The sequence below is a fragment of the Nonomuraea gerenzanensis genome (genome assembly GCF_020215645.1).
Lineage (GTDB): Bacteria > Actinomycetota > Actinomycetes > Streptosporangiales > Streptosporangiaceae > Nonomuraea > Nonomuraea gerenzanensis.
The window spans coordinates 10,442,705-10,455,054 of the sequence record NZ_CP084058.1 but is presented as its reverse complement, the minus strand read 5'-3'; the positions used below and the strand labels follow the sequence as shown (position 1 = coordinate 10,455,054).

Genomic DNA, 12,350 nt, shown 5'->3' with positions numbered 1-12,350 from the left:
CGATCTTCGGCGGAAGTTGGGGGAGTTTGGTCGATCCTCACTCTTGATTTGCCACTTCGGTGATCTTATTGTCGCGGCATGACCCCCCAGCCGGGCTCCGCCGGCGACGTGCTGACGCTGATCAGTGCGGGCTCCGCGACGACCCGTTCCGATCTGGCGAGGCTCACCGGCCTGGCCCGCTCCACGATCTCCCAGCGTGTGGACGCGCTGATCGAGCGCGGCCTGGTCGAGGAGACCGAGAGCGGCGAGTCCACGGGCGGGCGCCCGCCGCGCCAGCTTCGCCTGCACACCGAGGACCACGCCTTCGCGGGTGTGGACCTGGGCGCCACCCACTGCCGGGTGGCTCTCATGGACATCTCGGGCGATGTGCTGGCCGAGTGCGAGGACGGGCTGCTGATCGGCGAGGGCCCCGAGAAGGTGCTCGCGCACGTGGACCAGCGGCTCGACCACCTGCTCGGGCAGGCGGGTCGGCCCCGCAGCGCCCTGCGGGCCGTCGGGATCGGCGTTCCAGGGCCGGTGGAGTTCGCCACCGGCCGGCCGAACAACCCGCCGATCATGCCGGGCTGGAACGACTACCCCATCCCCGAGTACTTCGGCGGCGTCGAGGTCCTGGTGGACAACGACGTCAACGTGATGGCCCTGGGCGAGCACCGGGGCGCCTTCGCCGACACCAGGCACCTGCTGTTCGTCAAGGTCGGCACCGGCATCGGCTGCGGCATCATGGCCGAGGGCAAGCTGCACAGGGGCGCCCAGGGCTCGGCCGGCGACATCGGCCACATCCGGGTCAGCGGCCACGAGGACGCCGGCTGCCGGTGCGGCAACAGCGCCTGCCTGGAGGCCGTGGCCGGTGGGGCCGCCATCGCGCGGCGGCTGACCGAGCTGGGCCTGCCGGCCGAGACCGGCGCCGACGTGGTGGCTCTCGTCCAGTCGGGCAACACCCAGGCGCTGCGCCTGGTCAGGGAGGCGGGCCGGCTCATCGGCGAGGTGCTGGCCAGCCTGGTCAACTTCTTCAACCCCGAGGTGATCGTCATCGGCGGCGCGCTGTCGCGGGTGCACGAGCACCTCCTGGCCGGGATCAGGGAGACGGTCTACCGCAGATCGCTGCCGCTGGCCACGCACCACCTGTCCATCACGCCCAGCCGTACGGGGATCAACGCCGCCGCGCTCGGCGCCGGGATCCTCGCCATCGAGCACTATCTGTCACCGGACAACATCAACCGCATCGTCAACGCCTGAAAGGGACCTCCCGATGCTGGTCATGAAGGGCATCGTCAAGCAGTTCCCCGGCGTGCGCGCGCTGGACGGGGTCGATCTGGACGTACGGGCCGGCGAGGTGCACTGCCTGCTCGGCCAGAACGGCGCCGGCAAATCCACTTTGATCAAGGTTTTGGCCGGAGTGCACCAGCCGGACGAGGGCACGATCTCGTTCAACGGTTCCGAGGTGCGCCCCGGCAGCCCCATCGACGCCATCAAGCTCGGCTTCGCCACCATCTACCAGGAGCTGGACCTGGTCGACGGCCTCAGCGTGGCCGAGAACATCTTCCTCGGCCACGAGCACTCCCGCCTCGGCTTCGTGAACAGGGCCGCGGACCGGCGCGCGGCCCGCGAGGTGCTGGAGCGCCTGGGCCACCCCGAGATCCGGCCCTCGGTCGAGGTCGGGCGGCTGTCGCCGGCGGCCAAGCAGGTCGTCTCGATGGCCCGCGCGCTCTCCCACGAGGCCCGGCTGATCATCATGGACGAGCCGTCGGCCGCGCTCGCCCACGACGAGGTGGCCAACCTCTTCCGCATCATCCGCGAGCTGACCGCCCAGGGCGTGGCCGTCGTCTACATCTCCCACCGCCTGGAGGAGATCCGCGAGATCGGCGACCGCGTGACGGTGCTGAAGGACGGGCGCACGGTCGCGGTCGGCCTGCCCGCCCGCGACACGCCGACCACGCAGATCGTCTCGCTCATGACGGGCAGGAACGTCGAGTACGTCTTCCCGCCCAAGGGCACGCGCGAGCCGGGCGAGGAGGTGCTCCGCGTCGAGGACCTGACCTCGCCGGGCGTCTTCAAGAACGTCTCGTTCTCCGTACGGGCGGGCGAGATCGTGGGCCTGGCCGGGCTCGTCGGCTCGGGCCGCTCGGAGATCCTGGAGGCCGTGTACGGCGCCCGCCCCGCCACGGGCCGCGTGGTGCTCGACGGCCGCCCGATGCGCCGCAACGTGGTCGGCACGGTCAGGCGCGGCATGGGCCTGGCCCCCGAGGAACGCAAGGCCCAGGCCCTGCTCCTCGACCAGAGCGTGACGGCCAACATCACGCTGGGCAGCCTGCCGGGCTTCGCCAGGTTCGGCTGGATCGACCGCAAGCGGGAGCGGAGCGAGGCCAAGCGCCTGTCGGAGATGCTGGACATCCGGCCCCCCGACCCCGAACGCCCGATCAGAACCCTTTCAGGCGGCAACCAGCAGAAGGCCGTGCTCGCCCGCTGGCTGCTCGGCAGCCGCAAGCTGCTCCTGCTCGACGAGCCGACCCGCGGCGTGGACGTCGGAGCCAGGGCCGAGCTGTACGCGGTCATCCACGACCTGGCCGAGCAGGGCATCGGCGTGCTGCTGGTCTCCAGCGAGGTGCCCGAGGTGCTGGGCCTGGCCGACCGCGTGCTGGTGCTGCGTGAAGGGGTCGTCATCCACGAGGGAGAGGCAGCCGAGCTGGACGAGCACCGCGTACTGGACATGATCATGAATGGGAGGGCGGCCTGATGGGCGAGCCCATGACGAAGACGGCACCGGCACTGCCGTCGATCCGCGGGGTCAGCGAGATGCGCCATCTCGGCCTGCTCGGCGCGCTGGCGCTGCTGGTGGTCGTCGGCCTGGTGACCAGGCCCGACAACTTCGCCACCGCCTCCAACCTGGTCAGCATCCTGTCGCTGGCCGCCACGATCGGCGTGATCACGGTCGGCATGACGTTCGTCATCATCGGCGGCGGCATCGACCTGTCGGTCGGCGCGATCATGGCGCTGGCCAGCGTGTGGGCCACCACGCTTGCCACGCAGTCCTACGGGCCGGTGGTGATGGCCGTCTGCGCGATCCTCGTCGGCACCGGGGCGGGGCTGGTCAACGGATTACTCATCTCCTACGGGCGGATGGTGCCGTTCATCGCCACGCTGGCCATGCTGGTGGCCGCGCGCGGGCTGGCGCAGCGCATGTCGGACCGCAAGACCCAGCTCATCCAGCAGGAGAACTCCGCGCTCGTGGAGCTGTCGACCACCCGGTGGCTCGGCATCCCGCTGCTGGTCTACATCTTCGCGCTGGTCGTGGTGCTCGGCTGGATCGTGCTCAACCGCACGACGTTCGGGCGGCGCACGTACGCGGTCGGCGGGAACCCGGAGGCGGCCCGCCTGGCCGGCATCGACGTACGCAAGCACACGATGCTGCTGTACGCGCTGTCGGGCCTGTGCTGCGGTATCGCGGCCATCCTGATCATGGCTCGCACCACCACGGGCTCCTCCACCCACGGCGACCTGTACGAGCTCGACGCCATCGCCGCCGTGATCATCGGCGGCACGCTGCTCACCGGGGGCCGGGGCACGATCGTGGGCTCGATCCTGGGCCTGCTGATCTTCACCGTCATCACCAATCTGTTCATCCTCAACGGCCTCAACACCAGCGACCAGCTGATCGCCAAGGGCCTGATCATCGTCGTCGCCGTCCTTCTCCAGCGGCGGAATCTGAAGGAGAGAGCACCATGAGTGACAACGTCGCGCGCCGGGGATTCCTCATCGGCGGACTCGGCGGAGCCGCGCTGTTAGCGGCGGGTTGCACCAGCAACGAGCCCGCCGCGAGCCCCACCAGCGCCGCGCCCGCGCCCGCCCCGGCGGCCAGCGGCAACGACCAGCCGGGCACCAAGGTGACGATCGGCTTCTCCGCGCCCGCGGCCGACCACGGCTGGATCGCGGCCATCGCCAAGAACGCCGAGGCCACCGCGAAGCAGTACACCGACGTGGAGTTCAAGCCGGTCGAGCCGACCAACGACATCAACCAGCAGATCTCCGCGGTCGAGTCGCTGATCGCGGCCAAGGTGAACGTGCTGGTCATCCTGCCCAACGACGGCCAGCAGCTCAACCAGGTCGCGCTGCAGGCCACCGAGGCGGGCATCCCGGTGGTCAACCTGGACCGCATCTTCCCCGACAAGCTGGCCTACCGGACCTGGGTCGGCGGCGACAACTACGGCATGGGCGTGGCCGCCGGTCACTACATCGGCAAGGACCTCAAGGCCAAGGGCGTGACGAACCCCGTGATCGTGGAGATCCAGGGCATCGCCACGCTGCCGCTGACGCAGGACCGCAGCAAGGGCTTCGCCGACGCGCTCAAGGTGTACGGGTTCAAGGTCACGGCGCAGCAGGACGCCCAGTTCACCGTCGAGACGGGCAACGAGGTCGCCACCTCGCTGCTGCAGGCGCACAAGAAGATCGACGCGCTCTGGAACCACGACGACGACCAGGGCGTGGGCGTGCTGGCCGCGATCAAGGAGGCCAACCGCAACGAGTTCATCATGGTGGGCGGCGCCGGCTCGCTGAACGCGATGAAGGAGATCCAGTCGGGCACCTCGGTGCTCAAGGCCACCGTCACCTACTCGCCCACCATGGCCTCCTCGGCGATCAAGCTGGCGCGTCTGATAGCACAGGCGAAGGGCATGAGTGATCTGGTGGAGAAGCAGGTTCCGCAGTCCATCACGCTCGCGTCCGAGACCATCACGAAGGATAACGTCGAGCAGTACTTGTCACTCGGCTTCGAATCCTGATCCTGATCGGGGGTTGCATGTCAGACAGAACCACCATCGGCGTGGGCATGGTCGGCTACGCCTTCATGGGCCGCGTCCACTCCCAGGCCTGGCGCAGCGTCGGGGCGTTCTTCGACCTGCCGCTGGCGCCGCGCATGGCGGTGCTCGCCGGCCGGTCCAAGGACCGCACCGAGGCCGCCGCGGCGCAGCTCGGCTGGGCCGGCGTCGAGACGGACTGGAGGGAGCTGGTCAAGCGCGACGACGTGCAGATCGTCGACATCTGCACGCCCGGCGACTCCCACGCCGAGATCGCCATCGCCGCGTTGCAGGCCGGCAAGCACGTGATCTGCGAGAAACCGCTGGCCAACACCGTCGCCGAGGCCGAGGCCATGGTGGCGGCGGCCGCCGCCGCGCAGGGCAAGAGCATGGTGGCCTTCAACTACCGGCGGGTGCCCGCGATCGCGCTCGCCCGCCGGTACGTCGAGGAGGGCCGGATCGGCGAGATCAGGCACGTGCGGGCACAGTACCTGCAGGACTGGATCGTCGACCCCGAGTTCCCGCTGGTCTGGCGGCTGCAGAAGGACAAGGCGGGCTCGGGCGCGCTCGGCGACATCGGCGCGCACATCGTGGACGCCGCCCAGTTCATCACCGGGCAGAACGTGGTGGGCGTGTCGGCGCTGACCGAGACGTTCATCAAGGAACGCCCGCTGGCGACCGAGTCGGCCGGCCTGGGCGCCACCGGATCCGCCGCCAGGGGCGAGGTGACGGTGGACGACGCGGCGCTGTTCATCGGCCGGATGTCGGGCGGCGCGGTGGCCTCGTTCGAGGCCACCCGCTTCGCCAACGGGCGCAAGAACGCGATGCGCATCGAGCTGAACGGCTCGCTCGGCAGCCTGGCCTTCGACTTCGAGGCCATGAACGAGCTGTGGTTCAGCTCGGACGGCGGCGGCTTCGAGCGCATCCTGGTCACCGAGCCCGACCACCCGTACGTCGGCGCCTGGTGGCCGCCCGGCCACGGCCTCGGCTACGAGCACACCTTCACCCACGAGATCAAGGACTTCCTGGAAGCGGTCGCCACCGGCGCCGACCCGTCACCGTCGTTCGCCGACGGGCTGCGGGTGCAGCGGGTGCTGGAGGCGGTCGAGCGCAGCGCGGCTGACGGCAGCCGCTACACGAACGTGGAGGATTGATGCGACCCGTCACGCTGTTCACCGGACAGTGGGCCGACCTGCCGTTCGAGGAGGTGTGCAGGCTGGCCTCCGAGTGGGGCTACGACGGCCTGGAGATCGCCTGCTCGGGCGACCACTTCGACGTGGCGCAGGCCGTGGCCGACCCCTCGTACGTGGAGCAGAAGCGCGCCCAGCTCGACAAGCACGGCCTGAAGGTGTGGACGATCTCCAACCACCTCGTCGGCCAGGCGATCTGCGACCACCCGATCGACGAGCGGCACAAGACCATCCTCCCGGCCCGCATCTGGGGTAACGGCGACCCCGAGTCGGTGCGCCAGGCCGCGGCCGAGGACATGAAGAACACCGCCCGCGCCGCCGCGCTGCTCGGCGTGGACACCGTGGTGGGCTTCACGGGCTCGTCGATCTGGCACACGGTGGCGATGTTCCCGCCGGTGCCGGCGTCCATGGTGGAGGCCGGCTACCAGGACTTCGCCGACCGCTGGAACCCCATCCTCGACGTCTTCGACGAGGTGGGCGTGCGCTTCGCCCACGAGGTGCACCCGAGCGAGATCGCCTACGACTACCACACCACCGTGCGCACGCTGGAGGCCATCGGTCACCGGCCCGCGTTCGGGCTGAACTGGGACCCCTCCCACATGGTGTGGCAGGACCTCGACCCGGTCGGGTTCATCCTCGACTTCAAGGACCGCATCTACCACGTCGACTGCAAGGACACGCGGATGCGGGTCGGCGACGGGCGCAGGGGACGGCTGTCGTCGCACCTGCCGTGGGCCGACCTGCGCAGGGGCTGGGACTTCGTCTCGACGGGGCGCGGCGACGTGCCCTGGGAGGACTGCTTCCGCGCACTCAACGCGATCGGGTACGAAGGCCCGATCTCGATCGAGTGGGAGGACGCCGGGATGGACCGGCTCGACGGGGCCAGGGAGGCGCTGGCCTACATCCGCAAGCTCAACTCCATCACCCCGCCGGCGACGGCCTTCGACGCCGCCTTCTCCACCGAGTAGCGAGCTGTGGGGCCGCCCTGAGGCATCGGGGCGGCCCCGCGCCCGTCAGTCCATCAGGACGATCTGGCGCAGCACCTCGCCGCCCTTGAGCGCCGCCACGGCGTCGTTCAGGTCGGTCAGGCGGATGCGGGAGCTGATCATCGACTCCAGGTCGAGCAGGCCCGCCTTGTGCAGCTTGGCGAAGTACGGGAAGTCGTGCCGCACGTCCGCCTCGCCGTACAGGCTGGACAGCAGGTTCTTGCCCTCGAAGAGCAGGCTGAAGGCGGAGATCGACACCATGTCGTCCATCGCGCCCGCGCCGACCACGATGACGTCGCCGCCCTGGCGGGCGAGCTGCCAGGTGCTCTGGATCGTGGCCGACTTGCCGACCACCTCGAAGGCGTAGTCGAAGCCGCCGCCGCCGGTGAGCTCGCTCAGCGCTTCCGGCACCTGCTCGGGCGTGACCGCGTGGGTGGCCCCGACCTTCCTGGCCAGCTCGTGCTTGGACTCCAGCGGGTCCACCGCGAGGATCGTCCTGGCGCCGGAGACCCGGGCGCCCTGGATGACGGCCAGGCCGACGCCGCCGCAGCCGACCACCGCGACGGTGGAGCCGGGGCGTACCTTCGCGGTGTTGAGCGCGGCGCCCACGCCGGTCGTGATGCCGCAGCCGATCAGGGCCGCCGCCTCCCACGACACGTCGTCGTCGATCTTGATCGCGCCCTGCCACGGCACCACGATCTCCTCGGCCCAGGTGCCGCACCCGGCCATCCCGAACACCGTGGAGCCGTCGCCGAGCCGGAAGTTGCCCTTGCTGAAGGACTCGATGACGTACTTCATGCACAGGAACGGCTGGCCGCCCACGCACAGCTCGCACTCCTGGCAGGCCGGGCGCCAGCTGATCACGACGTGGTCGCCCGGTTTGACCGACGTGACGTGCTCGCCCACCTCGACCACCTCACCCGCGCCCTCGTGACCCAGGATGAGCGGCACGGGCTGGGGCAGCACGCCGGTCATGGCCGACAGGTCGGAGTGGCAGACGCCGGTCGCCCTGATCCGGACGCGGACGTCCGCCGGCCCGACGGGGGCCAGGGTGACGTCGTCGCGGATGTCGAGCTTGTCGTTGCCTACGGCGTGCAGGATCGCGGCGCGCATGGGGGGTTCCTCCTCGTTGCCTGCGGGCTATTCCTCGAGGGACAGAGCGGCTTTCGGGCAGGACCTGACCGCGTGGCGGACGCGGTCCTGCATCTCGGGGGGTGGTTCCGGTAGCAGGATGTGCAGCTGGTCGTCGTCGTCCACCTCGAACACTTCCGGCGCGAGCCCCATGCACACGGCGTTGGCCTCGCAGACCAGCTCGTCCACCTTGACCTTCATCTCAGAGCCTCCTGTGGTCCCATGAGACCACTTTCGTACGCTCGACGACGTACGCGACCCGCTTGGCGCCGGTTTTCTCCACGTACGGGCGCAACAGCTCATCCGATACGCCCGGAGTCATCCGGCGCGCGACCGCCATGCCGATGGCCATGACCCTGTCGCGGTCGTCCACCTGCACGGCCTTGCCGTACACCAGGACGCCGCGCAGCTCGCCGTAGTCGTCGCCGGCTTCCACGAGACAGCTCACCCGCGGGTCGCGCCCCAGGTTGCGGGTCTTCTGCGCCTTGGCGTAGGTCCAGAAGGCGATCCGGCCCTCGTCCAGGCCGTAGAACATGGTCACGAGGTGCGGCGTGCCGTCCCGGTTGATGGTTGCGAGCTGCAGCTTGCGCGAGCCCTCCAGGAAGGCGGTGACCTCGTCGTCCGACATGGCGATGCGAGCGCGCTGATTCACGCTGCCAAGTAGAACAGGTTGCAGATCGGCCCTGCAAGAGGCGGCTGGAATGTTATTCGGTTCGGCTAGGGTGCATGGCTATGACGATGCCGTCGGAGCTGCTGCACGCGGCGAAGCACGCCAAGGGGTTCATGCCGCCCGACGAGGGGCTGGCCCTGTTCGAGACGGCTTGCCGGTACGGCAAGCTCGGTCCCATCTGCGAGATCGGCACCTACTGCGGCAAGTCCGCCGTCTATCTCGGCGCGGCGGCCCGCCAGAGCGGGTCCGTGGTCGTGACGGTGGACCATCACCGGGGCTCGGAGGAGATCCAGCCGGGGTGGGCGCACCATGACCCGACCCTGATGGACCACCGCTTCGGCAAGATGGACTCGCTGCCGACGTTCCGGGCCACGATCGCCTCCGCCGGGCTGGAGGAGGAGGTGATCGCGATCGTCGGGAGGTCGGAGCGGGTCGCCGCACTCTGGAACACGCCGCTGGCCATGCTGTTCATCGACGGCGGTCACTCCGAGGAGCCCGTGACCCGCGACTACGAGGGCTGGGCGCCGCACGTGATGACCGGCGGGGCGCTGGTCTTTCACGACGTCTTCCCCGACCCGGCCGACGGGGGGCAGGCGCCGTACCGGGTGTACCGGCGGGCGCTCGACAGCGGCGCGTTCGAGGAGGTGTCGGTGACCGGCTCGCTGCGCGTCCTGGAGCGCGTCGGGCCCGGCGTCTGAGCCCCGGCTAGCGGTGGTGGCGGCGGGTCCACGAGCGGCGGGTCTGCGACTGCCAGCTCTGGAAGTCCTCGTGCGTGTGCGCCTCGTGGCCGAGCGCGATCAGCGCCCGGTCGGTCCACGAGGCCGCCTCCTCCGGCTCGGCGCCCGCCAGGATCGGCGCCGCCCGCGTCGTGTGGCCGGGCAGCTCGCCCGAGCGCAGCCGCGCCGCCACCGCGAAGGCGCAGCCCTGCGCCAGGTACGCGCGGAAGCCGTCGGCCCCGGCCCGCTCGGTCAGCGACCACAGCTCGTCGGCCTCGGCGCCGCCCGTGTACGCCGCCGCGAACCCGACCCCGCTCCACAGGTCGGCCCGCCGCGGGATGGGGAACCTGCCGATCCGGGCGGAGACGTCGTCGGGCGCGCCGCCCTCGTGGTACCACAGCAGCCGCCCCAGCCCCTGGTCGAACAGCGCGCAGTGCGCCCTGGTGAGCAGGTCGGGCATGGTGCGCTCGCCCACCATGCGGTCGGCCCTCGACAGGCTCCACTGGAAGCCGAAACCGTCCAGGGCCAGCCAGCGCAGCAGCGGGTGCGCCCGCCGTGCGCCCCATACCGGGCGCAGCCGCGCCAGCGCGTACGCGCGCCCGGCGCCCAGGTAGGCGGCGTGGCGGTGAGGTTGGGCGGGGCCGGCCAGTAGCTCGTGAAGGCGCCGGCCCCGGGTCAGGGTGAGCAGGTCGAGCAGCGTGCAGCCGGCCGCGGCCCCCTCGTAGGCGAAGGGGCGCTGGTCCTCGGGCAGCTCCTCGATCTTCTCGGCTTCTCGTGACATCACCGCGTTGTACCCGAACACGTACGACCGCTCGGCCTGCATGAAGATCGTGCGCGGGGCGCCGCCCCTGTGGCGGAACCTGCGCCGGCTCAGATCGGACTCCAGCGGATCCTTGGCCAGCAACCGCCGCAGCCCGCCGGCTCCCGACAGCGCCGGCCCGGGTGTCGGCTCGGTCCTGACCTGGTCCAAGAACGATGGTGTGCCCGTGTCGCCCACGCTTCCCCCGAAGACGCCTCGTACGTCACTCAGAAGCTAGTAAGCCCGCTGAGCGACCCATCGGCGGCGCACCGGCTGGTATGGGCAAAGAACCGGCAAAAGCGGTTGTGCGGGCGTCTCAGAGGCCCTCGGTGCGCACGGCGGCGCAGCCGCACACCTCCGGGTCGAACACGGCGGTCCCGTCGATGTCGCGGAACAGCCCCGATCCCGGCGAGAGCCCGAGCAGCGCGTCGGCCGCCAGGACGACGGCGGCGGCGGTGTAGCCGGAGCGCTCGTGCGGGAAGTGCTTGCGGTTGGCGAACTGCCAGCCGGTCCAGTACGAGCCGTCCTCGTGCCGCAGGTGCTGCATGTCGGCGAAGAGCGTGTGCGCCCGCTCCTCCTCACCCAGCGCGTCCAGCGCCAGCACCAGCTCGCACGTCTCCGCGCCCGTCACCCACGGCTGGTCGGACACGCACCGGATGCCCAGCCCCGGCACCACGAACGTCGGCCACTCGCGCTCCAGCAGCTCGAACGCCTGCGCCCCGCGCACCGCCCCGCCCAGCACCGGGTAGTACCAGTCCATGGAGTAGCGGCTCTTGTCCGCGAACGCCTCGGGGTGCGCCGACAGCACGTGCGCCAGCCGGTCGGCGGCCAGTTCCCAGTGCGGCTGCGGGTCACCCAGGTGGTCGGCCAGCAGCACGCCGCAGCGCAGCCCCTGGTGGATGGAGGAGCAGCCGGTCAGCAGCGCGTACGCGCCCGGCCTGCCGTGCGCGTCGCGCTCCCAGACGATCTCGCCCCGCTCGGTCTGCAGGCCCGCCACGAAGTCGAGCGCGGCCTTGACCATCGGCCAGCTCTCCTCGGTGAAGCGCTGGTCGCCGGTGACGAGGTGGTGGTGCCACACGCCGACCGCGACGTAGGCGGCGTGGTTGGTCTCGCCGTTCGGCTCCGTGGGCACGCCGCCGACCAGCTTCATCGGCCAGGCGCCGTCGGCGCGCTGGTGGCGGGCCAGCCAGGCGTAGCCGCGGCGGACCGGCTCGTCGAGGCCCGCCACGGACATGGCCATCAGGCACTCGATGTGGTTCCACGCGTCCACGTGGCCCTCGGGCCAGGGCACGCCGCCGTCGTCCTGCTGGATGGCCGCGATGCTCCGGGCCGTGCGGACGACCTCCTCGCGGGAGATCATGGCTTCCGCACGTACAGGACCACGCTCTTGCCGATGACCGGGTTGAGCAGGGCCTCGGCGATCCTGGTGGCGGCGGGGCGCTTCATGATGTCCCAGACCAGCAGCTCGTGGTAGGCCTTGGCGAGCGGGTGCTCGTCGTTGTTGACGCCGACCGCGCACTTGATCCACCAGTAAGGCGCGTGCAGGCCGTGAGCGTGGTGGTGCGGGCCGATCTCGAAGCCGATGGACTTCAGCTTGGCCGACAGCTCGGCGAGCGTGTAGATGCGCACGTGGCCGCCGGGAGCCGTGTGGTAGTCCTCGTCCAGGGCCCAGCAGATGCGCTCGGGCAGGAAGCTGGGCACGGTCACGGCCGCCGTGCCGCCCGGTTTGAGCACGCGGAAGATCTCGCGCATGGCCGCCATGTCGTCGGGGATGTGCTCCAGCACCTCCGCCGCGATGACCCGGTCGAAGCTGTCGTCCTCGAACGGCATGTCCAGCGCGGTGCCCTGGACGGTCTCGCCGGTCGCGCCGTCGGGCACCTCGCCCGCCTTGTCCATCGCCACGAACATGCTCGCCACGCCGTCCAGCTCGGACTGGTCCATGTCGAACGCGATCACGTCCGCTCCCCGGCGCAGCACCTCGAAGGCGTGCCTGCCACCGCCGCAGCCCAGGTCGAGCACGCGCACGCCCGGGCCGACGGGGAGTCGGGCGAAGTCCACGGTCAGCACT

13 protein-coding genes are annotated in these 12,350 nt (G+C 70.6%); 7 read left to right on the top strand and 6 right to left on the bottom strand.

Features of this window, described 5'->3' with window-relative positions; all coding sequences use genetic code 11:
• Positions 1-78: 78 nt before the first annotated feature.
• Genes LCN96_RS48635 through LCN96_RS48610 form a run of 6 tightly spaced genes read left to right on the top strand, consistent with a single transcriptional unit; the run spans position 79 to position 6,948 of the window.
• A complete protein-coding gene (locus LCN96_RS48635; RefSeq protein ID WP_225269190.1) occupies positions 79-1,236 on the top strand; it encodes an ROK family transcriptional regulator in 1,158 nt (385 codons plus the stop codon).
• Positions 1,237-1,249: 13 nt separating this feature from the next.
• Positions 1,250-2,734 carry a sugar ABC transporter ATP-binding protein gene (locus LCN96_RS48630; RefSeq protein WP_225269189.1) on the top strand — a complete coding sequence of 495 codons (1,485 nt, stop codon included), beginning with the start codon at positions 1,250-1,252 and terminating at the stop codon, positions 2,732-2,734.
• A gap of 11 nt (positions 2,735-2,745) precedes the next feature.
• The gene (locus tag LCN96_RS48625; RefSeq protein WP_225269188.1) at positions 2,746-3,723 is read left to right on the top strand and encodes an ABC transporter permease; all 978 of its coding nucleotides are present in this window, start codon (positions 2,746-2,748) and stop codon (positions 3,721-3,723) included.
• Positions 3,720-4,775, top strand: coding sequence for an ABC transporter substrate-binding protein (locus LCN96_RS48620; protein WP_225269187.1), 1,056 nt, complete (start codon positions 3,720-3,722; stop codon positions 4,773-4,775). Before LCN96_RS48625 ends, LCN96_RS48620 begins: the two co-directional genes overlap by 4 nt.
• Before the next feature lie 17 nt (positions 4,776-4,792).
• Positions 4,793-5,944: a Gfo/Idh/MocA family protein gene (locus tag LCN96_RS48615; protein WP_225269186.1), complete on the top strand. Its 1,152-nt coding sequence runs from the start codon at positions 4,793-4,795 to the stop codon at positions 5,942-5,944.
• Positions 5,941-6,948, top strand: coding sequence for a sugar phosphate isomerase/epimerase family protein (locus tag LCN96_RS48610; protein WP_225269185.1), 1,008 nt, complete (start codon positions 5,941-5,943; stop codon positions 6,946-6,948). Before LCN96_RS48615 ends, LCN96_RS48610 begins: the two co-directional genes overlap by 4 nt.
• Positions 6,949-6,993: 45 nt before the next feature.
• Here the strand turns inward: LCN96_RS48610 and LCN96_RS48605 are convergent, their stop codons facing one another.
• The 3 genes from LCN96_RS48605 to LCN96_RS48595 are packed head-to-tail and all read right to left on the bottom strand — an operon-like array spanning position 6,994 to position 8,749.
• Positions 6,994-8,079: a Zn-dependent alcohol dehydrogenase gene (locus LCN96_RS48605; protein WP_225269184.1), complete on the bottom strand. Its 1,086-nt coding sequence runs from the start codon at positions 8,077-8,079 to the stop codon at positions 6,994-6,996.
• 27 nt (positions 8,080-8,106) lie between these two features.
• Positions 8,107-8,298, bottom strand: coding sequence for a ferredoxin (locus LCN96_RS48600; protein ID WP_225269183.1), 192 nt, complete (start codon positions 8,296-8,298; stop codon positions 8,107-8,109).
• A gap of 1 nt (position 8,299) precedes the next feature.
• The gene (locus LCN96_RS48595; RefSeq protein WP_225269182.1) at positions 8,300-8,749 is read right to left on the bottom strand and encodes a pyridoxamine 5'-phosphate oxidase family protein; all 450 of its coding nucleotides are present in this window, start codon (positions 8,747-8,749) and stop codon (positions 8,300-8,302) included.
• A 74-nt stretch (positions 8,750-8,823) separates the two neighbouring features.
• On the opposite strand from LCN96_RS48595, the gene LCN96_RS48590 reads away from it, so the two are divergent.
• A complete protein-coding gene (locus tag LCN96_RS48590; protein WP_225269181.1) occupies positions 8,824-9,465 on the top strand; it encodes a class I SAM-dependent methyltransferase in 642 nt (213 codons plus the stop codon).
• A gap of 7 nt (positions 9,466-9,472) precedes the next feature.
• Here the strand turns inward: LCN96_RS48590 and LCN96_RS48585 are convergent, their stop codons facing one another.
• From LCN96_RS48585 to LCN96_RS48575, 3 genes are all read right to left on the bottom strand, one after another.
• Positions 9,473-10,453 carry a DUF1702 family protein gene (locus LCN96_RS48585; RefSeq protein ID WP_225269180.1) on the bottom strand — a complete coding sequence of 327 codons (981 nt, stop codon included), beginning with the start codon at positions 10,451-10,453 and terminating at the stop codon, positions 9,473-9,475.
• 145 nt (positions 10,454-10,598) lie between these two features.
• A complete protein-coding gene (locus LCN96_RS48580; RefSeq protein ID WP_225269179.1) occupies positions 10,599-11,642 on the bottom strand; it encodes a glycoside hydrolase family 15 protein in 1,044 nt (347 codons plus the stop codon).
• Positions 11,639-12,349: a class I SAM-dependent methyltransferase gene (locus LCN96_RS48575; protein WP_225269178.1), complete on the bottom strand. Its 711-nt coding sequence runs from the start codon at positions 12,347-12,349 to the stop codon at positions 11,639-11,641. The genes LCN96_RS48580 and LCN96_RS48575 overlap by 4 nt, the downstream gene beginning before the upstream one ends.
• Between the last annotated feature and the right edge of the window lies 1 nt (position 12,350).